A 24779-nucleotide genomic window follows, 5' to 3' on the forward strand; every position below is an offset into this window, starting at 1 on the left:
TATAATGGTTGGTTATTTGGTGATTTGATTATTCCCTTACAGTCAATGTGATAGCATTGCTGTAAGGGGTGTTGCTTCCGCCCTTACGGGCGGATCGCGAAATTTTTAAATTGTAGAGAATGGTCGTGACCAATCTCTACGGGTAAAAACGAGGTTTAAACCGAGAAAAATTAAGATTGACTTTAGAAATACTCGGGTTAAAATCATATTATGGGTAAAATACTTAGAAATATACAGGATTCATTATTAAAAGAAATGAATCGAAACGAGATTCTAATCCTTATCGGTCCCAGGCAAATTGGAAAAACCACCCAACTTTTAGAATTGGAATCGTACTTGAAAGTAAAAGGGATGAACACAATATTTTTTAATCTAGATTTTGAATCAGATAAGAAATATTTCGAATCCCAGGCTATACTTTTGTCTAAAATTGAATTGGAACTCGGAAAGAATAAAGGTTATGTAATTATTGATGAGGTCCAACGAAAAGAAAATGTTGGACTCTTTTTAAAAGGTATCTATGATAAGCAGTTACCCTATAAATGGATTGTTTCAGGTTCCGGAAGCCTGGAGTTGAAAGAGAAAATCCAGGAATCATTATCCGGAAGAAAGAGAATGTATGAGTTAAACCCGGTGAATTTTTTAGAGTTTTTTCATTATAAAACAGAATATAAATACAAAAATAAAGAGAAACAATTTTTTGAAATAGATGTTGAAACAAGAGATTTACTTTTCAAAGAGTATTTGTGTTTTGGAGGGTTTCCAAGAATAATTTTGGATGAAACGATTCAAGAAAAAAGAAGAAGTATGGAAGAAATATATACAAGTTATATGGATAGAGATATACGAGATTTAGGAATTTCTAAAACAAGAGAATTCAGCGAGATGTTTCAAATACTGGCATCTCAGTCCGGAAAAATCCTAAACTATAATGAATTATCCAATTCTTTAAACCTATCATTGCAAACTACGAAACAATATTTATGGTATGCTGAAAAGACATTTCAAATCGATTTTTCTTATCCCTATTTTCAGAACAAAAGAAAGGAGCTAACCAAATCACCGATTGTATATTTTCGAGATATAGGTTTCTTAAATTTTTCTTCCGGTAATTTTCATATTGATCTAAAGACATCTGATTTAGGTTTTATTTTTCAAAACTTTATCTTTCAATATTTAAGGGATAAATATCGTTATGAAAATGTATCCCTTCATTATTGGCGGACAAAAGATGGTGCGGAAGTAGATATTATTATGAAGACTCCAAAAGAAATCATTCCTATTGAGATAAAATACAAGCACTATAAGAAACCGGAATTATCCCGAGGGTTTAGAAGTTTTTTAACTCATTACCAACCTCATAAGGCTTTGATCATAAACCTGAACTATTCCCATATTATAGATATAGAAAGTACTTCAGTAGAATTTATACCCTGGTATAAAATGCTAACAAACGCTGAAATTTAAATTGTAACGATCCTATCTGATTCAAAAAGAGTTTTTTCAAATTCTAAAGATATATTGTCCGGCAAAAGACTTTGGCCTATGATGTTTAAAAAAAAGCAAAAAGAATTTGACCTTATTTCCTGTTCTTTTTATAAATCAAGAGTCATGAAAATTTTCAATTTCTTCCTCCTTTTCCTGGTTCTAAATCCCTTTCGAATTCTAAATGCGGATGTTTTGACTCTAAAAGACGGAAGAACTATTGAGAATGTAAAAGCTACAATAGAAGAAAAGTATCTTCGCATAAAACATTCAAGCGGTAGACAGGAATTAATCAAAAAAGTAGCAGTTAAGACTCTGAAGTTAAAACCGGTTATATGGACGAATGAATTATCACCGGGTGAATTTCAAAAAGACCTGTATGAAAAAGAACGCATCCGGGTTGCCGATGCACTCCTTGCCAATAGCGAATGGGTGCTTCCCGAAGGAGAAAAGCCCCGCCTGATTTTTATTGATTTTCGTGCCGGGCAGGGGATTTCCAAAGCCAAGGCGGAAGCCTTGAGTAACATTATTCGCACTAAGGTTTCTAAAACCGGATTGTTTGTGCTCATAGACAGCCGGAGCATTCAAAAAGCCCTGGAGAAAAAAAATGTACCGGGATTGAGTGTGCCGCATTCATTCCACCCGAACTCAGGGCAAACAAAATGCTAACAGGGAATATCACCCAGTCCGGGAATTTTATTTTTATCAACGGTGATGTGATTGATATTAAAACACAGAGAGTCGATTTTTCAGAAAATGTTATTTTTGAAGAAACCAATAAAGATGTAATGGAAAAGTCTATTGAGTTTTTTGCTAAGAAAATTACAGGTGGAACGATGTCTTATCTCGAAAATCAAGTTTTGCCTAACCCGTATCAGGGAGCGGTCGTCAAATGGCCGATGATATGGCGTTCCTCTCTTGTTCCCGGTTGGGGTCAAAAAAGAGATGGTTCCATTAAAAAAGCTTATAGTTTTTTTGGGGGAACTCTTTTTGGGATAGCAACCTACGGCTATATGTATGCGAAACTACTAAAGGAAAACAAAGTGTATGAAGATTTCCGGGGAATTCCTTACCTGGCTTCTTCGAGTTATATGCAGCTCTATTACAAAAATACATTTTTATTGAACTATATGCAGAATAATACTAATCGTTCCCGGGTGGATGCAGCAAAAAAGAATGTCGCTTATGCTTCTTATTTTTTGGCAGCTCTATGGACGATTAATATACTCGATGTTGTATATTATGCGGAAGGTGAACTACCACCCAGGAAAGTTGAGGTAAATCTTTCCGCAGATACTTTGCCCGGAGTTAATGTATACACCGGTTTCCAGGGAATTATTGCATATAAAAAACATTTTTGAGAGATAAAATGTAGCTTAGATTAATTAGTTTAGCTTTTTTAGCTATTATTGCTTTATCGAATTGTCAAGAACCGGGAAAACTATACAATTAAGTTGCACGATAATAAAGCCCGGTTGCATATTATAAAGTTAAAATTATTTTTCCCACCGAATTTCCTGTCTTGAAATATTCGAGAGCCTCTAATGCCTTTTCAAAAGAAAATGTTTTACCTATATAGGGCGGCTCTAATTCCAGGTTCCATAAGGCTTCGAAATAAGGACGTAATATCTCCAATCTCTCCCATAGCCAGATGAGGTTAAAACCTAAAACACTTTTATTATCAGAAATCATTTGTAAGGGATCTATCTTCGGTCTTTTTAGATATTGATAAGCTAATTTGATATAATTTGGTTTTTTACCCATAGGTGTAAAATGGGCAGAACCGTATGTCACAAGCCTTCCGGTAGGAGAGAGTGCTTTATAACTCTCTTCAAATATTTTTCCTCCTATACATTCCAATACCAGATGTAATTCTTTGTCGGAAAGAATTTGCTGAAGCTCTTTTCCAAAATGCTCATCCCGGATAATATATCTATCATAGCCTTCTTTCTTTAGCAGTTCTATTTTTTCCGGATTACCGATGCTTCCAATTGTATAAGCCTTATATAATTTAGCGATACGATTTGCCATGAGTCCGACTCCTCCGGCAGCACTCTGAATTAATATTACATTTCCTTCTTTGAGATTTCCGAGGGGAAATAAAGCATAATAGGCAGTTAAAGCCTGCACAGCAAATGCAGCTCCTTCAGCAAAACTCCAATTAGATTTTAATGGATATACATAGTCTTTGGAAATATTCAGATGAGAGCTGTAGCCGCCGAATCGGGTGACTGCAATCACCCGTTCTCCTTCTTTTAAATTTTTAACCTCTTTTCCTACAGACTGAACGAGTCCCGAAACCTCAAGACCCGGAATAAAACTTCCTTTGGGAGTGGCACTGTACATTCCCATCAGAGCAAATATGTCTGCATAATTTAAACCTACTGCTTTTACCTCAATGCAAACTTCATTTTTTCCGGGAGAAGCTAAATCTTCTTCCTGTAATTTTAAACGCCTGAGATCTCCGGCTCTCTCAATTCTATGAACTCTTCTCTTCATCGACTTCTTTTTCTTCCTCTTCTTTCCTTTTATCTTTTTCTGATAACTCATACAACACAGGTAAGAGAATAAGCGTAAGAGAGGTAGAGGTTACGAGGCCTCCGATCACTACCGTTGCCAGTGGCCTTTGCACCTCGGCTCCCATGCTGGTGTTAATCGCCATAGGCAAAAACCCTAAACCTGCCACAATCGATGTGGTAATAACCGGACGTAAACGTGTCATGGTTCCTTCGATTACAGTTTCCCTTACAGTTTTTCCTTCTTCTTTTAAATGTTGAAAAAAGGAAATTAAAACCATACTATCCAGTGTTCCGATTCCTATCATAGCTATAAAGCCTATAGAAGCAGATATACTCAAACTCATTCCTCGAAAATATAAAGATAAGACTCCTCCTGTCAGGGCAAAGGGAATGGCCGAGTAAACCAAAAGAGCGTGCTTCACATTTCCGAAGGTTTTAAGTATCAGGAGAAATACGACAATTAGAGTTGCCGGAACAATTAGCGCTAATCTGGCCTTTGCTTTTTCCAGGTTCTTGAACTGTCCACCCCAGTAAGTGTAGTAACCTTCCGGAAGTTTTAACTCTTTGGCTACCTTTTCTTTGGCTTCGAGAACAAAACTTTCCACATCACGACCCTGCAAGTTTACTGCAACTGCCGCATAACGTCTGGCATTACTTCTGGCAATATTGGAAATCTGGCTTTCATAGCGGATCTTGCTAATACTATTAAGCGGAATACTTCCCCCTTCCGGGAAGCCAACCGGTATTTTTTCAATTTCCTTTACATCATTTCTATATTCCTCGGAAAGTCTAAGGACTATAGGAAAGCGCCAATCATACTCATAAAAGCTTCCGAGTTCAACTCCGCTCATAGATGTCTTTACAACCGAATTTACTTCAGGTAGACTCAAGCCATATCGAGCAATCGCATTATAGTCCAAATTTATATTCAAATAATGCCCCCGTCGGAGAGCGGTAATTGCATCGAGTTCTACACTCGAAGAGCCCGGTATCTTTCGTAAAATATCTCTGGCTTTTTCCTGGTATTCTAAAAGCTTCTCCAGATCACGACCGAAAATTCTCAAACTCACATCGGCCCTGGAACCTTCTAAAATCTCGTTAAATCGAAGCTCAATAGGTTGGGTATAACCCATTTCCTGTTCGGGAACCAGTTTATCTAACTTCTCTTTTATTTCCTTATAAATTGCATACTTCTCAATCGTTATTCCATTAACTTTTCTCCAGGTGTCTTTATCTTTTTTTAGCATGACATAGGTATCACTCATATTTACACCCATCGGATCGGTAGCCGACTCGGCAGTTCCGGTTCTGGAGAATACAAGCTCTACTTCGGGTATTTTAGAAATAGTTGTTTCTATTAACTTCTGCTGACGAAGAGATTCATCAATACCAATGTTTGGATCCCTGACAAAGCCTATACTCATATCTCCTTCGTCTAGGGGAGGAATGAAGTCACTTCCCATCCTCATATATAAGAAAAGGCAGAGAGAGCCAAACAGAAAGGCTATGGTAAGTACCAATATCTTGAATTTTAGAGCAAAGTTAAGAAGAGGAGAAAACCCTTTCTGTACATAATGAAAAACGAAGGAATCCTTATGACTCATCTTATCGCGCTTCAAAAGAAAGAAAGAAAAAATGGGCATAATAAATAGGGCGACAATTAGAGAGGCTATCAGCGCCATAAACACAGAAACCGCCATAGGTTTAAACATCTTTCCTTCTATACCTTCAAGACTCAAAATAGGAATGTAGACCACCATAACAATCACAAGTCCGAAAGTAACCGGTTGTACAACTTCTTTACAAGCTTCTAAAATAATCTGAAAACTACTGGTTTGGCTTTCTGTTCTTTTCGCGATTTGTAATTTACGGATAATGTTTTCTACCACAACAACGGAACCATCTACCAGAAGACCGAAATCTATAGCTCCTAAGCTTAAGAGGTTTGCCGAAATATTCAAGTGCTTCATAGCCGTCAAAGCAAAAACCATGCAAATAGGAATGGCCAGGGATACAATAATCGCAGCTCGAAAATTTCCCAGAACCATGAGTAAAACAATAATTACTAATATAGCTCCTTCTGAGAGGTTATTAATTACCGTTTTGATAGTAGCATCCACTAAAAAGGATCTATCATAAACCACACGGATTTGGACATCAGAGGGAAGAGGAATTTCATGTATTGCCTTCACAGCGTTTTGGGAAACCTCCCGGCTATTGGCACCTAAGAGCATAAATACAGTTCCTACAACGGTTTCTTTTCCTTCGAGAATCGCTGCTCCCACCCTTTCCATGTGGTCTTCCCGGATAAGGGCAATATCTCCGAGTTGAATCGCTTTTCCGTAGAAATTTAGTTTTACCGGAAGTTTACGAATGGCTTCCAAATTATTAATCAATCCATTTGTCCTGACAATAATCTGTTTACCTTCATTTTGTATGTATCCACCCCCAAAATTGTCACCGAGACTTTCTACCTTTGCAATGACCTCATGGAAAGTCAGGCCGTATTGTATCATTTTTTCCGGCTGAATATCGATATGAACCTGCTTCTTGTATCCTCCGGTAACATCAATATCAGCAATATTAGGAATATGAGATTTTAGAAAAGGTCTTACTACAAAGTCTGTTATGGTTCTTAGATAGATTAATCTCTCTTTTTCCGGTTTCTTCCATAGTTCAGTGTCTTTTTTGGCATCTACACTAAAAAGAACAATCTCTCCAAGACCGGTACTGATGGGACCGAGTTCCGGGTTTAGACCTCCGGGAAGTTTATCCTTGATGTTTTGTATTCTTTCAAGGACTAACTGCCTTGCCCAGTAAATGTCCGTTCCTTCTTCAAATACAATGACTACCTGTGATAAACCAAAACGGGACAGAGAGCGCACATCTCGAACTTTGGGAATCCCCGCCATTTCCGTTTCGATATAGTAAGTTACCGTTTTTTCTATTTGCTCCGGATCTAAGGCTCCGGTTTTTGTGTTCACCATTACCTGTGTGGGAGTAATGTCGGGTATGGCATCTATAGGTAATTGCTTAACAGCAAATAAACCGAAAATAACAAACACCAAAAAAAAGAAAAGAACGGTAATTCGGTTTTCTAAAAATTTTTCTATGAGTAGATTGAGCATAATAATTCCTTAAAATGTAATAGGATTGATTTTACCTGTGATTTTCCAGGCCTGTAATTGAATACCGGCCATTTCCAGATGGGAACCCAGAATGGCTTTATGCAAAAGATCATCTTCTGATTCGGCATTCAAATAATCTGTGAAGCCAATTAGACCTCTTCGAAAAATAGAATCTGCATAATTCATCTGTCTATGACCGGCTTCCAATAAATTAGGAGATAATAATTTAATTTTTTCTTTAGCAGCAGTATATCGTAAAAAAAGTTTTCCGATCTCTCTTTCTAATTTCTGTTCTTCAAATTCATATTGAATTTGGTATGAAGAAATTTCTTGTTCTAAGCCCTTAATCTTTGCTTTATTTTGATTTAAAATTGGAATGGGAATATCCAGACCCAGTCCGTAATACGTTTCTTTATTGTCGAGAGTTTGCTTTCCGAAAAAGCCGGAAACCGTTATATCCGGATACATTTGTTTTGCCGAATATTTGGCCTGTAGGTCCTTACTTTCTCTTTCTTTATTTAACTTTTTAAGGATTAAGGAATTCTTTTTGGCTTCTGCGAATAATTCCTCCTTATTCAAGTCCGGAACTTCTGAGAAAAGCCGGGACTGAATAGAGAATTTTTCCGGGACTTCTGTGTATAAACGAATCTGATTCTTTAAGATTTCTCTTTTATACTGAATATCTACTATTTGTGATTCTAATATTTTTAATTTATTTTCTGCAATAGTTTTCTGGGCTTTTTGCATGGGGGAAGCAAAGGGTCTACTTCTTAAAAAACCCTGTAGCATCCGAAATCGTCTGGCTCGCTCTCTTGCATGTTTTTCTTTTAAGCCGGTAACGAAGGTTTCATAGGCATAAAAAGAGATGGTATAATAAATCTCTAATTCAAGTTCAGATTTTTCAATCTCACTTAATTCACCTTCTTTTTCAAAGATTTTCTTTTGTAAATCCCGCTTTCCTGGAAAGTAAAAGGGTTGAGAAATTCCAAATTGATATTGTTCTCCATTAACCATATTTGAATACGGTATAGAAAAACTACCCCCCTGGGATTCCCTTTTTCCAATACTGAAAGAAAGTTGAGGATTCTGGAAGGCTGTAGCCTGTTCACTGTAGTTTCTTTTTGCTAAGATTTGTAAATCTTTTGCTGCCAATAACCTGGAGTTTTCAATCGCTTTTTTTGCCAGGTTTTCGATTTTTATACTTTCTATTTCTTCAGCACGAAGCTCAAGAGAAAAGAAGCATATAAGAGTTAATGTAATAATATGCCAAATCATAAATATATCCTAATATAATAAAATTCATTTTCGCTTAAATGGTTCAGGATATATCTTGCCTTGGAGGGCGTATTAGCTTTTCCTTGTATAGAAAGAAGTAAGTATCTTTTAGGTCGTAGATTCGATAGGAGAGAAGTTCTCGTGTATAAATCTTATTTAGATATAAAGACACATTGGAGAAATAAATAAAATTACAGGGACAGTTAATGCAAATATGCTCGCATTCTTCTGAATCCCTGTCATGTTCAGAATCCGGAAGAAGGTTATGAATGGAAAAGGCACAGTGATCTTCCACGTCACCGACTTCTCCGCAAAAAATACTACTATCTGCATAGTGCTGATAGGTAAAAAGGATTAAGAGAAGAAAAATAATAAATTTTGTGAAGGCTTTCATGATTTCCTTCTCAAAACGAAACCCGCTATTTGGGAGCGGGAGGCTTCTGAGTTTTCTTCATATTCTCTACACTGATGCCCAGCACCCAGAGTGTAACCAGAAATACACCCAGAGCCTGGTAGAGGTTTAACTTTTCAGCAATTAAAAAATAGGCCATAAAAGCAGTCATCGCAGGCCCGCTCGAACCAATTACCGAGGTTAGAGAAGGACCGATAAGGGGAACCCCGAAGTTGTTTAGAAGATAGCCTACAAGGGTAGTGAGTCCCAAAATTAATACACCGATTGCAAGAGGAATCCAGTTTTGAGATTCTACATGAAAATGAAACAGGGGAAGCATCAGGCTTCCGGCGACTAAAATTGTTGAGAAACTTACAATGGTAAATGGTACCGGGTGCATTCTGGCCTGCTTAATTAAAACCATGTAACCGGCAAAGCAAATTCCGGATAATACTCCCGTGGTGGCTCCGAGCGGATAATTATAAATTCCACCGGTTCTACCTTCAAAGGCTGTAATCGGAATAGTAAGAAAGCCTCCAATATAAATCGTGAGCATGGCAAAAACAAGGGACAGGGGTGGCTTTTCTCCAAAAAAGATCCAGACCAGAAGTATAGTAATAGTTGGATAAACAAAAAATATAGTGGTAGCGACCCCGGTCGGAATACTTCCGAGGGCCAGATAAATAAAAAATTGGGAAGCAAATAGACACATGGCACTTCCGAAGGCAGCTATTAAGCGACCCCGGTTAGTATAGTGGATGAGGCTTTTTATATCAACCCAGGTATTTTTATGAATTTTGGGAGCTACAATAAATGCCATAACCGGCAAAGTAACAACCATACGTAAAATCATCAGGAGAAGGGAATTTCCCATACTGGGCTTGAGTATCCCACCCATTGTGAAAATACCGAATACATGTTTTTCACTAAGAATCACTTTCGTTACAACATTTTGAAAGGAAAGCATTAAAGATGCGATTAGAACCAGGGTTATTCCCAGCTTAAAATTACTAGATGTATCCTTGTCTTCTGTGTCTTTGGATTTGAGTTCTCGAATTGTACGGGTTTTGGTTTCTGTCTGCCCCATTCAAATACTACTCCTGTTTTTTTTCGGTCAGCCCTATCTATGTTTAATGTCGGAATTTGTGCTCAGGAATGCAATAATTAAAATCTAGAAATAGTTTTTTCTGGATTTTTAAGCCCATCCTGCGAGTAGTGATGATATACGATAAGGAAGATTTTCATGTCTGAGAAAGCAAAAAAACTTTTAGAACTACAAAAAAAGGTAGAGGCCTGTAAATCCTGCAAATTAGCGGGAACCCGAAGCCGGGTAGTTTTTGGAGAGGGGAATCCGGAAGCTGAGCTTCTGTTTATTGGAGAAGGACCCGGTAAACAGGAAGATTTGAGCGGACGACCTTTTGTTGGAAGAGCAGGTGAATTACTCACTCGCTTAATAGAAAAAGGTATGAGAGTTCCCCGTTCCAGTGTATTCATCGCGAATATTGTAAAATGCCGTCCAACAGTGGATTTGAAACTTCAAAAAGACAGAGCACCGGATAAAGAAGAAACACAGGCCTGTAGCCCCTTTCTTTTACAACAAATTGATATTATACAACCTAAAGTAATTGTTACTCTCGGAAACCCTTCTACTCAGTTCTTGCTCCAGACTACAGAAGGCATTACCAAACTTCGTGGAAAATGGAAAGAATTTAAAGGAATACCGGTTTTGCCCACCTACCACCCGAGCTTTGTTCTACGAAACGGAGGAGAAGATAGCCAGGTTAAAAAAGACATCTGGTCAGATTTTCAACTTATTATGAAACAACTTGGCTGGCCTATTCGAACCACAATAAACTGGAAGGATTAAATATACTGCTTTTGGGAATCTATAATGAATGCAAAAAAATTACTGCGGGTTCTGATTATTGTTAAAGTTGTAATATTAGCAATCAGTGTTTTGATTGTAGCTGTAATGCTCTGGAAGAACTACTAAGTTATAGTTGTCCTCATTTTTCTGAGAAGTAAGCAAATCACCAGGCCAGGTTTTTTTATAATTTAAATGAGGCTCTATCGTTTATTTGAAATTCTGTCTGCTGGTCTGACAAATTGTAGAGTTTCTGTAATAATATGATCTTAAACATCTTTACCGGATCATAAGGAGGACGACCACCTTTTTCTGTTCCGGAACGATACATGCTTTCTAATTCTTCTCGATAAATTTCAAAATCTATTAATTCTGAAAGTTTTTTTAATGGATCACCTATCTTTTCCAGCTTTTTTTTCCGTGATTGGGATTCAAATATGTTCATATTGCTCATAAAACAAATATTTACTGACTACCTTTTTTGTGTACCTTTTTTTTAGAGGTTTTTAGAGGTTCCCTAATGTTATATATTTACTTGAAGGTAAGTGTTTCATAAACCCACTCCCGGCAGTGCTGAGCCCGGAGATAGAATTTAAGTTGTAGCTGCTAAAGATTCTTCTTTTTGTTTCTTTGCTACAGGTGGAGTCAAATCTTTTGGTAGGATTTTCCACTATACCGTAACTTTCCTGTATGGCCATTGACAGACAGCATATCAAGCTCATCTATACCACTCACCAATTGGTGAATTTTTCCAGCATGGACAAAGAGGCACTGAAGAAAAACTTCATAAATGGGAAATACATTGCCTATGTGGGGGTAATTTTTTGAATAATTCTAAAATAGATACTACAATTTTTTTTCAGGAAAGGTTTAGGAATTAAGCAAAAATGCTTGATTTTAGATCAACAGAAATATTTTTTTTAAACATCAATTTGTTTTCTTCTTGTTTTTGGAATTTGAATAAGTAAAAAATATTTAAAGATTTTTTATTATAGGATAAATGTAGAATTATGAAAACAGGAATTATATTTATTCTTTTGTTTTTAACAGGAAACGGTATAGAATTTCTAAAAGAAATTCAGTTGCAAGTTAGATAATTGTTTCTATTCAAAAAATAATACCGTATAAGGTGAGGGGATAACTAATGAATATTGCACAAATAGAGGCGAATATCCACAACTTGATAAGCTCTTTTTCTGAAGAAACCTTTATTTTTGAGTTATTATTAGCCTATGGTAAACCCAAGGCTTCGATTACCCGTTTACAAAAGGGCAATTTGAACATGGCAAAAACAGAAGGAGAAATCTGCTGGAAGAAAGTCATTTTTTTCAAAGTAGAGAAGAAGTCCAAATTACACAAAACTCTTGCAGAGCTGGAAGAGAACATCACCCATAAAGAGCGTTTTGTGATAGTTACAGATTACAAAACCATTGTAGCTGTTGATACCAAAACGAAAGATAAACTCGATTGTGCAATCAAAGATTTAGCAAAACATTATGATTTCTTTCTTCCTTTAGCGGGAATGGAAAAAGCGCAGCATGTAAATGAGAATCCTGCGGATGTAAAAGCGGCTGAGAAGATGGCAAAGCTATTTGACATCATCAAAAAGGACAATCCCGATAACTCACCTGAGTTCATTCACGGACTCAACCTGTTTCTCTCCCGTCTATTATTCTGTTATTTTGCTGAAGATACTCATATTTTCGAGGACAACCAGTTCACAAACTTTATAGATTCCCATACACAGGTAGACGGCAGCGATGTAAACACCTATCTGGATAAATTCTTTGATGTCTTAAACACTCCAAAAAATAAAAGAAAGAAAACCTTCGGAGAACTGCCGGAATACTTAAATTCATTTCCCTATGTTAATGGTGGACTCTTTCGAGATTCAGTGCCCGCTCCTAAATTTTCTAAAACATCCAGAGCTGCACTAATCAACAGTGGTGAACAGGATTGGAGTGCTATCAATCCTGATATTTTCGGTTCTATGTTTCAGGCGGTTATCGGTGCTGAACAACGTGGAAATTTGGGGCAGCATTATACATCGGTTCCTAATATAATGAAGGTGATAGAGCCTTTGTTTTTGAGTGAGTTGTATGAAGAGTTGGAAAAAGCGGGTAAAAGTAAAAAGAAGTTAGACGCTTTACTTCATCGTATTCACAATATAAAAATTTTTGATCCGGCCTGCGGAAGCGGGAATTTTTTAATCATTGCATATAAGGAATTACGTATCCTTGAAATGAAAATCTTTAAAGCAGGAGACATGATGGCATTGTCGGGCATACAATTATCTCAGTTTTATGGAATTGAGATAGACGACTTTGCCGGAGAAATCGCCAAACTCTCCCTGTGGCTCGCCGAACACCAGATGAACGTAGAATTCCGAAAAGAATTTGGTAGAACCAATCCGACATTACCTTTGAGCGAAGCGGGAAATATTGTGCAGGGCAACGCCTGTCGTTTGGATTGGGAAGAAGTGTGTCCGAAAACCAATAAGTTCGGTGAACCTGCTGAAGTGTATATTTTGGGTAATCCTCCGTATTTGGGTTCAAGAATGCAACAAGCAGCACAAAAAGCAGATATGGATTATGTTTTTTCCTTTTTAAAAACTTATCGAGATTTAGATTATATTTCTATCTGGTTTTATAAAGGTGCTCAATATATAAAGGGAATCAATTCAAAATGTTCCTTTGTATCAACTAATTCAATCTGTCAGGGTTTACAGGTTGGATTGCTCTGGCCACATATATTTAAACTTGGCATTGAAATCAATTTTGCACATACTTCATTCAAATGGACAAACAATGCAAAGAGTAAAGCTGGAGTTACAGTTGTAATTATTGGATTAAGAAACAAAAATAACAAAGATAGCTATTTGTATTCTTCTCAAACAAAAAGAGTTGTGAATAATATTAATGGATATTTAGTAGCAGGAACAAATTGTATAATTGAAATGAGATCAACGCCTATTTCAAATTTTTCTATAATGCAAAAAGGAAGTCAGCCTACTGATGGCGGAAATTTAATTTTATCGGAGCAAGAAAAGGAAAGAATAGTCAATAAAGAACCTGATTCTTTAAATTTTATTAAAAAGTATATTGGTTCACAAGAGTATATTCGTGGACAGATTCGCTATTGTATATGGATCGAAGATGACCAGCTTGAGGATGCGATGAAAATTGAGTCAATAAAAAATAGAGTTCAACAAGTTAAATACATGAGAGTTAAAAGTACAAAGCTTGCAACTCAAAAATTATCAGAAAAGCCTTATGCATTTGGTGAATGTAGATATAAAAAAACATCTGCGATAATTATCCCGAGTGTTTCATCCGAGCGGAGAGATTACATACCCATTGGCTATCTACATGATGATACAGTTATTTCAAACCTCGCTTTTGTAATCTATAATGCAGAACCATTTTTAATAGGTGTTTTATCATCTAATATACATATGATATGGGTTAGAACTATATCTGGATATTTAGGAACAAGTTTAAGATACTCTAATACTCTTTCATACAACACTTTCCCCTTCCCACCCATCTCCGAACAACGGAAAAATGAAATCACGCAGGCTGTGTTTCGTATCTTGGAAGAACGCGAGAAGCATTCGGATAAGACTCTGGCTCAGCTTTACGACCCTGATAAGATGCCCGATGGTTTACGCGAGGCTCACCGGCAGAATGATTTGATTATTGAGAAGTGTTACCGCAGTAAGCCTTTCACAAGCGACGAAGAGCGGTTGGAGTATTTGTTTAAGCTTTATGAGAAAATGATAGCCGAGGAAAAGTCTTGAACAGGATGCTCATGATGTTTAGGATAATCAGGATTAGTAGTATGAAGCTTTTATCGTACTACATCCTGCTCATCCCATCAATCCTGACCATCCTGTTCACACAATGGGAGGGGAAATGAAATATTCTGATTTAACCGGTCATATCATTGGGGCTGCGATGGAAGTACATTCGTATTTAGGTTGTGGTTTTCAGGAGGTGATTTATCAAAGGGCATTATCTTATGAAATGCAGCTTCGTGAAATACCTCATCAAAGAGAAGTGGAAATGGATATTTTCTATAAAGAAAAAAACGTGGGAACAAGAAGAGTCGATTTTTTAGTTTATGATAAAATTAGTGTGGAGATAAAAGCAGTAAGCCAAATGGAACCAGCCCATATGACGCAGGCGATTAATTATTTAGAAGCATATAATTTAGAAATTGGGCTTCTCATAAATTTTGGAGAAACAAAACTAAAATTTCATAGGGTAGAAAATAGGAAACTGTCATGAATACAGCCATTCAAATTACATTGCCGGAAGGCTTTCCGGTGCAGAGAGAAAAATTAGATGAGATTCATGCTTTGAACCAAAACTTTTCTTTTGAGGTTCTCGAACATAATCTCAAGATCGAAGAAAAGGTGAAAGGCTCTTTTGATAGAGATTTTTTCAAAGTAATCTTTCCATTTCCTATTCAAGAGAATTTCTTTGATAGTATGGGTGAGGCAAACAGGAGTCACAGGTTAGAGTTTGATACAGAGGGGATAATCATTCATATGGGAACATTTGGTTTAGTGGGGGCTTTTAGTATAGTCATCATAGCGGCAATCTACGTCTGGAATAAAAAACATAAAATGGGAAGGATTTTTGATTCTTCGACCAATCACGATATTTATTCTCAAGGCATAAGTAAAAGAAGACTCGCTGATATATCTTTTATTAAGTATGAAAAATTTAACTCAAAAATTATTGATTTAGGGTATCGGCTCGGCTCTCCCACGTTTTGTATTGAAATCGTCTCTAATAAAAATAGCCTCAAAGAAAATCTGGAGAAAATGAAAAATGACTGGATTCCCTCCGGTACAGAACTCGGGCTTGTCGTTTGCCCTTTTCGGAAAAAATATTATGTATTCACCGGTGAAGGCGATTATAAAACAGAAAACTTTTCAGTGCCATTTAAAAACCCCATATTACCCGGTTTAATTCTGGAATTTGATAAACTACTCAAAGAAGCAATGGAAGAGACAGGAGAATAAAATGCCAAACATCGTAAACGTAAAATACCAGCAAACAGGAAAGAGCTTGAAAAATTCATTTTCTGAGCAGAAAAAACAGTTTTTTTTATTGATAAAAAAGAATCAGATATCGACAATGGTAGCAGCATACCTGCCAGGCCTCTGCTCGCAAGCCCAAATAAGGCAGGTCTTTTCATTTCAGGGGTTGCATGATTTATAATAAACCACCCCTTAGTTTCCCGCAACAAGCCGACCAGCTACTCAAGCGAGGTTTAATTGCAGATCGGGACGATTTAATCCACAAACTACAGCAAGTAAGCTATTATCGCTTAAGTGGCTACTGGTTCCCTTTTAGAAAATTCCCGGATGATCACTTTAAAAAAGATACTCATTTTAAGACGATTTGGAATCGTTATGTTTTTGACAGACAATTACGCCTCCTCGTTTTAGATGGAATAGAAAGAATAGAAATTTCGCTGCGGACAAATATTACCTACATTTTAGGTCATGAAACAGGTCCCTTTGGATATACAGAAAACAGTAATCTCCCCAATTTACAACCGGATAAACATGCTCTTTTTTTGGAAGAAATACAAAAAGAGTATTCAAGAAGTAAGGAAACATTCGTATCACATTTTCAAACTAAATATGGTGATGAGCATGATGTATTACCTATATGGATGGTCACTGAATTAATATCTTTTGGTACCTTATTTACTATGTACCGTGGAGCTAAAAAAGTTACCGTAAAAACTATTGCAAAAAAATATAAGTTATCTGAAAAAGTTTTGGTCTCATGGTTGGGTAGTCTAAATACAGTAAGAAATATTTGTGCACATCATTCGCGTTTCTGGAATCGAGAACTTGGTTATAAGCCAATGATTCCTAATAAAGATCAAACCTGGAAAAGACCGGTAGTTATAAAAACAAATAGAATTTTTGTCATTTTATGTATAATTCGATATATGTTAAATTTTATAGCTCCTCAAAGTAACTGGCAAGATCGCTTGTTGGATTTACTGGATCGTTATCCGGAAATCCCAAAAAATGAAATGGGTTTTCCTGATAACTGGAGGAGTATTGCATTTTGGAAAAATCAAGATATCCTTTTAAAAGAAGAGACAAAATAAAATGCCGAACATCGTAAATGTAAAATACCAGCAAACAGGAAAAAGTAAAAGCACCAACCGGGAAATCTAATGGCTAAAAATTCAAAGCAAATCAAAGAAATAATCCGTTCCTCTGCTGCTGAATATTTAACCTTTATAGCAGCAAATGGTGAAGGTGGTGTTGAAGCAGTATATGCAGATGAAAATATCTGGCTCACTCAAAAGATGATGGGTATTTTATATAATGTTGAAACACATACCATTAATTATCATTTAAAAAAAGTTTTTTCGGACAGTGAACTACGGGAAGATTCAGTTATTCGAAAAATTCGAATAACTGCGACAGATGGTAAAAACTACACTACGAATCATTACAACCTTTCGGCTATCATTGCTGTTGGATATAAAGTGAACTCAGAGCGAGCGATACAATTCCGTAAATGGGCAACTACCATTATCCAGGAATACACCATTAAAGGATTCTCAATGGATGACGAGCGTCTTAAAAATGATGGAACAATTCTTGGAAAAAAATATTTTGAAGAACAATTAGAGCGAATTCGAGAAATTCGCTTAAGTGAGCGAAAGTTTTACCAAAAAATTACGGATATTTATGCGACTTCAATAGATTATGATGTTACTGCAAAAGCTACAAAGCGTTTCTTTGCAACGGTTCAGAATAAATTACACTGGGCAATTCACGGACAAACTGCTGCAGAGATGATTGTAGATAGAGCAGATCATAAAAAAGAAAATATGGGACTAACAACTTGGAAAGATGCCCCGAAAGGTAAAATCCAAAAATTTGATGTCATTATTGCAAAGAACTATTTGTCACAAAAAGAATTAGAACAGCTACAACGTCTTGTTTCTGCTTATCTTGATATTGCTGAAGATATGGCATTAAGGCAGATTCCCATGACTATGGAAGATTGGGAAAAACGACTAAATCGATTTATAGAAGCAACAGATAGGGAAATTTTACAGGATGCTGGAAAAGTAACAGCTGAGATTGCCAGAGCACATGCAGAAAGTGAGTTTGAACAATACCGTATTATTCAAGATCGTTTATTTGAAAGTGATTTTGATAGAGAAATAAAGAGAGTATTAGAAGAAGAGAGAAAATAAGATGCCGAATATCGTAAATGTGAAATATCAGCAAACAGGAAAGAGTAAAAGCACCAACCAGTATGGAATGCGGCAAATGCAGGAGCGTGCTTTTGAATATCGTGATGCACAGTATCTTTTGATAAAGTCTCCACCTGCTTCAGGAAAATCTAGAGCTTTGATGTTTTTGGGTCTGGATAAGTTAATCAATCAAAATATCGAAAAAGTGATAGTCGCAGTTCCCGAACGTTCTATCGGTAGCTCCTTTGCACCAACAAATTTAAAGAAATATGGCTTTTTTGCAGACTGGAATCCAAAAGACAAATACAACCTCTGCACTCCCGGCAGCGACGGCAGCAAAAGCAAAGTGAAAACCTTCCATGAATTCCTGGATAGTAAAGAAGAAATTCTAATTTGCACACATGCCACCTTACGTTTTGCCTGTGAAGAACTCGAAGAAAGTAAGTTCAATAAAACTTTATTAGCTATTGATGAATTTCATCATGTATCTGCTGATTCAGATAATCGTCTCGGTGACTTACTGCGAGACATTATGAAAAAGTCTACTGCTCATATTATAGCCATGACAGGCTCCTATTTTCGAGGAGATAGTGTTCCAGTGCTTCTGCCGGAAGATGAAGAGAAGTTTAGTAAGGTCACTTACAATTATTATGAACAATTGAATGGTTATGAATATTTGAAGTCACTCGGTATTGGCTATCATTTCTATCAGGGTAAATATACTGAAGCTATCATGGAAATGCTCGACACTGATAAAAAAACTATCCTGCATATTCCCAATGTAAATTCAGGAGAGTCTACCAAATATAAGCATGATGAAGTAGACTTTATTATTGACCAAATAGGAACAGTAATAAAGCAAGAACGAGAAACCGGAGTGATTCATGTAAAACGTCATAAAGATGGAAAAATTATAAAAGTTGCCGACCTGGTAGAAGACAACCCAAAAGAAAGAGACAAGATTGTAAACTATCTTCGTAATATTTCTTCTGTGGATGATATGGACCTAATCATTGCACTCGGTATGGCAAAGGAAGGTTTTGATTGGCCCTATTGCGAACATGCTTTAACTGTCGGTTATCGCGGTTCGCTTACAGAAATTATTCAAATCATAGGAAGAGCCACCAGAGACAGTGAAAATAAAACCCATGCCCAATTCACTAATCTTATCGCTCAACCGGAGGCTGCGAAAGATTTAATAACCCTATCTGTGAATAATATGCTGAAAGCAATTACTGCGTCTCTCCTTATGGAACAGGTATTGGCACCAAATTGGAAATTTAAAAATAAGGAAAACGATGATGACAAACCAAAACCGGGTGAATTGAAAATCAGAGGTTTCAAAGAGCCAAGTTCCAAAAGGGTAAAGGATATTATTGAGTCCGATCTAAATGACTTAAAAGCCGGAGTTTTGCAGGACAACAAGGTACGTGCCGGAATGATGGGTGGAATTGATCCGGAGTTAATGAATACAAAGTTTATCCCTGATGTAATTAGAGAAAAATATCCTGATTTAGAAGAAGAACAGGTGGAAGAAATTCGTCAGTACCTAGTCGTCGAGTCTTTAATTAAAAATAATAATATTGTAGACTTAAACGAGATAAAACAGGCTATACGAGAAAATTCAGAAATCCAAACTGCACTAAAAAATAAAGAGAACACAGAAGAAATTCGCAACACCTTAATTCCTAAAGTAATTAAAACAATTTACCCCGATTTAGACAATGAAGAAGCGAAAGATTTTGGAAATATGCTCGAAAGAATTCCCAAGGCAAAAGAGGAAACTAAAGATGATATAGGTGATAAACGTTTTATCAAAATGGCAGGTTCCTTCGTAGATATTGATGATATTCACATCGATTTAATTGATAAAATAAATCCATTCCAAAAAGCTTTTGAAGTTCTCTCAAAATCGGTAACAACCAAAGTCCTGCGTATTATACAAGAGCACATAGAATCTACCCGAATCAGAATGGACTTTGAAGAAGCTAAGATTCTCTGGCCAAAGATTCAAGAATTTATCAAAATGTATAATAGGGAACCGAATATGAACTCCAATGATCCTCTGGAAAAACGCATGGCTGAATGTATTATCTATCTAAAAGAAGAAAAGAGAAAGCGAGCTGAAAAAAATGGATAAAGATAAAGTTTTGGATGAAATATTTATGAACGATCCTCTGGGGCTTCTCAATATCATTCCCAGAAAATCAAATACTCACACAGAAGATGAGCGTCTTATTGCTTCATTTTTAGAAATTAATGAGTTTATTACAATTAATAAGAAAGAACCCGAAGCAACAAGCCTTGCTAATATTTCAGAATACCAGTTGTATTCACGCTTAAAATCTTTGAGATCTTCATACGAAAAAATAGTAAAACTAAAACCTCATGATATTTACAATCTCTTACCCGAAGTAGTAGAGCATAATACAATAGAACGACAAAAAAAACTTAAAGAGCAAAAAGAGATAAAGTCAATTGATGATATATTTAGCAATGACTCTTTCGGCATTTTAGATGATGACGATGCAGGAATTTTTGATTTAAAAAATATACCTAAAGAAGAGAATAGAGCAGAAGCTGATTTTATCGCCCGCAGAAAGCCCTGCAAAAATTTTAAGAAATATGAGAAATTATTTAAAGATGTACAAAAAGATTTAGCAATAGGGAAGCGAAAGTTAAAGACATTTGTACAAAATAATCTTAAAATAAATTCTTTCTATATTCACAACGGAATCTTGTTTTATCTAGAAAAAATCAACATCACTAAAAAAGAACATTATAAGGATGATGGAACAAGAGTTCGTGAAGATGGTCGAACTCGTTGTATTTTTGAAAATGGTACTGAATCTAATATGTTAAAACGTTCTGTTGAAAAAATACTATATGAAAATGGTATGGTCGTAACTGAAAATATCGATAAAGTGAACGAAGAATTTTTACAAAATTTTAATGGAATAACTGAAGAAGACAAAGAAGCAGGATATATCTATGTTCTAAAATCTCTGAGCAGTAAAGAGGAAATTAAAAATATTTCAAACTTATACAAAATAGGTTACTCCAAAATGAATGTAGAGAAGCGAATAAGTAATGCAGAAAAGGATCCTACTTTTTTAATGGCATCGGTAAAAGTTGTAGGAACATGGAAATGTTATAATTTGAATCCTCAGAACCTTGAGCAGTTGTTGCATAATTTTTTTGGGAACTCATGTCTTGATATAGAGATATATGATGAAAAAGGAAGAAGACATAGTCCCAGAGAATGGTTCATAGCACCCTTAGAAATAATTCAGCGGGTAATCGAATTAATCATAAGTGGAGAAATTATACACTATATATATGATAATAAAAATAGGTCTATTGTTCAAAAAACGTAAATGTAAAAATATTTCCAGCATGTTAAGAACTGCAATCAGGGAATATTTAGAAAAGCGATTGCCAGCAGAGAAGAGAAAAGGTATTTAAATCTGCTGATTGGTTTTGGGGGAGCAGGCATAAAAAAAGCCCGCATTTGCATACGGACTTTTTATATGATGACTCGGAGTGACTGGATTTGAACCAGCGACCACTTGCCCCCCAGACAAGTGCGCTACCGCTGCGCTACACCCCGTTACTGAACATTATTTCAAATTAAGGCTTACTTGTAAACTCTTTTTATCCTAAAAAGTCAGGTGATAAAACCCAGAGAATCTGACCGTTACAGAACTTTTCCCTCGCAATGTTTAACGCAATAGTAGTGCCCGGTTGAAAAATCAGGTTATGAGATAAGGTTGGATCCTGAATTAGCTTTGCTGCAAAAAAGCTGACATCCGGATTATGTCCCACCAATAAAATCCCTTCAGAATTAGAAAAGGAGCATATTCTTTTTAATATGCTATCATAGTTCCCACCCGGTGCCAGACAATTCTCCTCGATTAACTTTGTTTCCATTCCAATATTTTGTGAAAAAATTTCAGCCGTATTTCTCGTCCTATCATAAGGGCTATAATAGATTTGATTTATTTTAATAGGGGATTTCTGGATAAATAACGACATTTTTAATATATCACTTTTACCTTTTTCGGTAAGCTGCCGATTTCTATCCATGCCGGAAGAAGAGAACATTTCCGCTTCGCCATGCCTGGCTATGATTAGTTTCATAGATACCATTTTTTTAAGGGATTTTTTTTTCTCTATTTATTTTTTATGAAGCTCAAAATTCCTGTTACCGGGAAATCTTTCTTGCATTTCCGTTTTCGGATGAATAAATTGTAAGTAAGTTTATGCCTCGCATTCCGGATAAAAGAATTATCCCCGATCTTTATGCTCTTCTGGAGCTAACAAGAGATTGTGGCCCTGATGAAATGAAAGCAAGCTTTCGACGTCTGGCAAAACTATACCATCCCGACAACCCCCAGACCGGTTCAAGAGACAGGTTTATCCAGATCCACAGTGCCTATAAGTTTTTAGTAGAACCGAGGCAAAGAGAAGCCTATGACGTCTACCTGAAATCTGTACAGGTAGATAGCATATTCATTTTACCTTATAATCGTATTATCTATACAAAAAATATTTCCGAACTGGCCAGAAGGGGACTTATGCGTGTGGGTCTTCGAAACAAAGATAGGGAAAAATACATGGGAATACAGCATGACATAGACCTTATCTTAAAAGAAGAGGAATGTGGAAAAACTGTACATGTAAACTTACCCCTTACCGTTCGAGTTCTATGTCCCTCCTGCCTGGGTTCGGATTTATTCTGTGAATCCTGTAATGGAAAGGGAAACTATAAAGGAACCAGAATACTCAGAATTAGCTTTGAGCCGGGTCAGATTATCCATAACAAACTTTTTGTATTCGATCTCGGGAAATTTCGACCGGAACGTTTTGTCCACTTTAAGAAAAAAACTTTGAGCCTGAAAACCTATATTTTAAAACGAAACCCAAAAGCCTGAAATTACTGGACAATTTCTCTTTCTTCTGGTCTCTTGTAAGAAAATTGTTTTTATAAAAACAGAGGGATAGTACTTAAGTTATGAGTGAAAATAACCTGCCCGAACTGTCTAAAGACATTATAGGGAAAAAATTAGACCGTTTTGAATTTACAGTGGAGAGAGGGAAAATCAAGGAATTTTGTCTCGCTCTGGGAGAAACCAACCCAATCTATACCGACCTGGATGCTGCGAAAAAAGCAGGCTATACCGATATACCGGCACCTCCTACTTTTCAAACAGCCATCCTCTTCTGGGGGTATCCAAAAATCTGGGAAGATATGAAGTCCATCGGAGTTGATACAGGTAGACTGGTTCACCTGAAGGAAGATTATAAATACCTCAAACCAATTTATCCCGGTAAAATGTGGGCTCAATCTGAAGTTTCCGATGTAAAAACCGGTAAGATGAACACAGTGACTTTTAAAACCACTTTCTACAATGAAAAAGATGAAGCCTGCATTGAAGCAGAAATGGGAATCTTCATCAGACCGAAGGAGTAAGGCATGAGAATCGAATTTGACAGTGTTGAAAAAGGAACTACCCTACCGGAATTAAAAATAGGCCCTATCAGCCAGATGGATCTTGTACGTTATGCCGGGGCCAGTGGAGACTTTAACCCGATTCATAATGACAACGATTTTGCAAAATCTCAGGGACTCGATGGAACTATAGCCCATGGGATGCTGATTATGGGGTACCTCGGAAGGTTTTGCACAAACTGGGTAGACCAGTCTCAGATCAAAAATTTTGGTGTTAAGTTTAAAAGCATGACCAAACCGGGAGAGACACTTATCTGTTCCGGAGCTGTAAAAATGAAAAAAGAAGTGAACGGAGAAAAACTCGTTACAGTAGCAATACAGGCTGCTGATGAAAAAGGCGAAGTCAAAGTTTCCGGTGATCTTGTAATTACCTGTTAATTCTTTAATAAAGGCGGTGTCTTAAGCATCGCCTGTCCAGAGGAGTTTATCCCATGATTTTAAAATTCACCATGAAAAATTTTGTTTTGTCTGTTTTATTATTACCTATCTTTCTATGCCTGAGCTTTCCTGCTTTTGCAGCTTCAACCAAAAAGAAAAGTAATGAAGATAAAGATATTCATGTAATGCAGGCAGTTCGAGACAGTGATTATGAAACTTTGCAAAAGATTCTAAAGGACAAGGCCAATCCGGACGCAAAAGATAGTATGGAAAGGACTGCACTCATGATCGCGGCAAGAGATAATAATCTGAAAGCTGCTAAAATTTTAATCCTTGCCGGAGCCGATGTGAATATTAAAAATAGAACCGAGGGAAAAACGGCCCTGATTTATGCAGCGACTTATGGTTACGAAAAAATGGTTAAACTTTTATTAAAGAAGGGTGCTTTAATCGATGTAAAAGACCTGGAAGGTAAGACAGCTCTAATCTATGCTGTAATCTTTGATAGGCCGGCTGTAGTAAAAGTTTTAATTGATAATAAGGCCAATATCTTTAGCCGAACCGATTCTGATGAGTCTGCCATGAGCATTGCAAATTCTTCGGGAAGAATAAAAATTTCCGAAATGCTAAAGCAGGCCGGTGCAAAAGACTGAAATGATACGTTTCTTTAGTTTTCTAATATTCTTAAGTATTATACTAAATTTTACCTGTGCGAGACCTCCTCGCTCCGGTGAATACTGTGAAGCTATGAATTCTAAGAATTGTTTGATATTGGATTTAAAAAACTTAAATCTTAAACAGGCAGATAAGGCTTTCAGCTTAAAAAAGTCCAGTATTGTATTTTATACTTATGAAGAGAATGGAAAAGAACATTCCATACGCTTTGTGAACGAAAACCGTCTTCTTTTAAAAACCGAACAGGAAGAGAAAACTTTTCTTAGAAAGAAAAATAAAAAGAAACCTTAGTCCGGCTTCAATG

23 protein-coding genes, 1 tRNA gene and 1 pseudogene are annotated in these 24779 nt (G+C 36.5%); 17 read left to right on the forward strand and 8 right to left on the reverse strand.

Annotation, left to right across the window (positions count from 1 at the left end; genetic code table 11):
- Positions 1-255 precede the first annotated feature (255 nt).
- The 3 genes from H7A25_03125 (at position 256) to H7A25_03135 (ending at position 2846) form a co-directional block, all read left to right on the forward strand.
- Positions 256-1467, forward strand: coding sequence for an ATP-binding protein (locus H7A25_03125; GenBank protein MCP5498869.1), 1212 nt, complete (start codon positions 256-258; stop codon positions 1465-1467).
- A 78-nt stretch (positions 1468-1545) separates the two neighbouring features.
- Positions 1546-2154, forward strand: a complete 609-nt coding sequence (locus H7A25_03130; protein MCP5498870.1) for a hypothetical protein — start codon at positions 1546-1548, stop codon at positions 2152-2154.
- Positions 2148-2846 (forward strand): hypothetical protein, encoded by a 699-nt coding sequence (locus H7A25_03135; protein ID MCP5498871.1) that lies wholly within the window; start codon positions 2148-2150, stop codon positions 2844-2846. Before H7A25_03130 ends, H7A25_03135 begins: the two co-directional genes overlap by 7 nt.
- A gap of 121 nt (positions 2847-2967) precedes the next feature.
- Here the strand turns inward: H7A25_03135 and H7A25_03140 are convergent, their stop codons facing one another.
- From H7A25_03140 to H7A25_03160, 5 genes are read right to left on the reverse strand one after another with little or no spacing between them, the layout of a single operon-like run.
- Complete coding sequence (locus H7A25_03140) at positions 2968-3984, reverse strand: zinc-binding dehydrogenase (protein MCP5498872.1); 1017 nt, start codon at positions 3982-3984, stop codon at positions 2968-2970.
- Positions 3965-7132 carry an efflux RND transporter permease subunit gene (locus H7A25_03145; GenBank protein ID MCP5498873.1) on the reverse strand — a complete coding sequence of 1056 codons (3168 nt, stop codon included), beginning with the start codon at positions 7130-7132 and terminating at the stop codon, positions 3965-3967. Before H7A25_03145 ends, H7A25_03140 begins: the two co-directional genes overlap by 20 nt.
- Before the next feature lie 9 nt (positions 7133-7141).
- Positions 7142-8407 carry a TolC family protein gene (locus H7A25_03150; protein ID MCP5498874.1) on the reverse strand — a complete coding sequence of 422 codons (1266 nt, stop codon included), beginning with the start codon at positions 8405-8407 and terminating at the stop codon, positions 7142-7144.
- Positions 8408-8450: 43 nt separating this feature from the next.
- Positions 8451-8801, reverse strand: a complete 351-nt coding sequence (locus tag H7A25_03155) for a hypothetical protein (GenBank protein MCP5498875.1) — start codon at positions 8799-8801, stop codon at positions 8451-8453.
- A 25-nt stretch (positions 8802-8826) separates the two neighbouring features.
- The gene (locus H7A25_03160) at positions 8827-9885 is read right to left on the reverse strand and encodes a DMT family transporter (GenBank protein MCP5498876.1); all 1059 of its coding nucleotides are present in this window, start codon (positions 9883-9885) and stop codon (positions 8827-8829) included.
- A gap of 156 nt (positions 9886-10041) precedes the next feature.
- On the opposite strand from H7A25_03160, the gene H7A25_03165 reads away from it, so the two are divergent.
- Positions 10042-10665: a uracil-DNA glycosylase gene (locus tag H7A25_03165; protein MCP5498877.1), complete on the forward strand. Its 624-nt coding sequence runs from the start codon at positions 10042-10044 to the stop codon at positions 10663-10665.
- A gap of 190 nt (positions 10666-10855) precedes the next feature.
- Here H7A25_03165 and H7A25_03170 read toward each other — a convergent pair.
- Positions 10856-11116: pseudogene (locus H7A25_03170) on the reverse strand (transposase).
- A 690-nt stretch (positions 11117-11806) separates the two neighbouring features.
- On the opposite strand from H7A25_03170, the gene H7A25_03175 reads away from it, so the two are divergent.
- From H7A25_03175 to H7A25_03210, 8 genes are all read left to right on the forward strand, one after another.
- Complete coding sequence (locus H7A25_03175) at positions 11807-14461, forward strand: class I SAM-dependent DNA methyltransferase (protein MCP5498878.1); 2655 nt, start codon at positions 11807-11809, stop codon at positions 14459-14461.
- Positions 14462-14576: 115 nt separating this feature from the next.
- The gene (locus H7A25_03180; protein ID MCP5498879.1) at positions 14577-14951 is read left to right on the forward strand and encodes a GxxExxY protein; all 375 of its coding nucleotides are present in this window, start codon (positions 14577-14579) and stop codon (positions 14949-14951) included.
- Complete coding sequence (locus H7A25_03185; GenBank protein MCP5498880.1) at positions 14948-15694, forward strand: Uma2 family endonuclease; 747 nt, start codon at positions 14948-14950, stop codon at positions 15692-15694. Before H7A25_03180 ends, H7A25_03185 begins: the two co-directional genes overlap by 4 nt.
- Before the next feature lies 1 nt (position 15695).
- Complete coding sequence (locus H7A25_03190; GenBank protein MCP5498881.1) at positions 15696-15893, forward strand: hypothetical protein; 198 nt, start codon at positions 15696-15698, stop codon at positions 15891-15893.
- Positions 15883-16803: an Abi family protein gene (locus H7A25_03195; protein MCP5498882.1), complete on the forward strand. Its 921-nt coding sequence runs from the start codon at positions 15883-15885 to the stop codon at positions 16801-16803. The genes H7A25_03190 and H7A25_03195 overlap by 11 nt, the downstream gene beginning before the upstream one ends.
- A 69-nt stretch (positions 16804-16872) precedes the next feature.
- Positions 16873-17910, forward strand: coding sequence for a virulence RhuM family protein (locus H7A25_03200; GenBank protein MCP5498883.1), 1038 nt, complete (start codon positions 16873-16875; stop codon positions 17908-17910).
- Position 17911: 1 nt separating this feature from the next.
- Entirely contained in the window at positions 17912-20050 is a 2139-nt protein-coding gene (locus H7A25_03205; protein MCP5498884.1) for an ATP-dependent helicase, read from the forward strand.
- Entirely contained in the window at positions 20043-21287 is a 1245-nt protein-coding gene (locus H7A25_03210) for a GIY-YIG nuclease family protein (GenBank protein ID MCP5498885.1), read from the forward strand. The genes H7A25_03205 and H7A25_03210 overlap by 8 nt, the downstream gene beginning before the upstream one ends.
- A gap of 161 nt (positions 21288-21448) precedes the next feature.
- Here the strand turns inward: H7A25_03210 and H7A25_03215 are convergent.
- Together H7A25_03215 and sixA are read right to left on the reverse strand one after the other, a co-directional pair.
- Positions 21449-21520, reverse strand: a tRNA-Pro gene (locus H7A25_03215).
- Positions 21521-21564: 44 nt separating this feature from the next.
- Positions 21565-22050 (reverse strand): phosphohistidine phosphatase SixA, encoded by a 486-nt coding sequence (sixA, locus tag H7A25_03220; protein MCP5498886.1) that lies wholly within the window; start codon positions 22048-22050, stop codon positions 21565-21567.
- A gap of 122 nt (positions 22051-22172) precedes the next feature.
- Here sixA and H7A25_03225 point away from each other — a divergent pair, with 122 nt between their 5' ends.
- The 5 genes from H7A25_03225 to H7A25_03245 all read left to right on the forward strand — a co-directional run bounded on the left by H7A25_03225 (position 22173) and on the right by H7A25_03245 (position 24766).
- Entirely contained in the window at positions 22173-22844 is a 672-nt protein-coding gene (locus H7A25_03225; protein MCP5498887.1) for a DnaJ domain-containing protein, read from the forward strand.
- Positions 22845-22924: 80 nt separating this feature from the next.
- On the forward strand, positions 22925-23383 hold the full coding sequence (locus H7A25_03230; GenBank protein MCP5498888.1) for a MaoC family dehydratase N-terminal domain-containing protein: 459 nt from the start codon (positions 22925-22927) through the stop codon (positions 23381-23383).
- Positions 23384-23386: 3 nt separating this feature from the next.
- Positions 23387-23800 (forward strand): MaoC family dehydratase, encoded by a 414-nt coding sequence (locus H7A25_03235; GenBank protein MCP5498889.1) that lies wholly within the window; start codon positions 23387-23389, stop codon positions 23798-23800.
- A gap of 53 nt (positions 23801-23853) precedes the next feature.
- A complete protein-coding gene (locus H7A25_03240) occupies positions 23854-24453 on the forward strand; it encodes an ankyrin repeat domain-containing protein (protein ID MCP5498890.1) in 600 nt (199 codons plus the stop codon).
- Position 24454: 1 nt separating this feature from the next.
- Positions 24455-24766: a hypothetical protein gene (locus H7A25_03245; GenBank protein ID MCP5498891.1), complete on the forward strand. Its 312-nt coding sequence runs from the start codon at positions 24455-24457 to the stop codon at positions 24764-24766.
- The last annotated feature ends 13 nt before the right edge of the window (positions 24767-24779 follow it).

The organism is Leptospiraceae bacterium (assembly GCA_024233835.1).
GTDB lineage: Bacteria > Spirochaetota > Leptospiria > Leptospirales > Leptospiraceae > JACKPC01.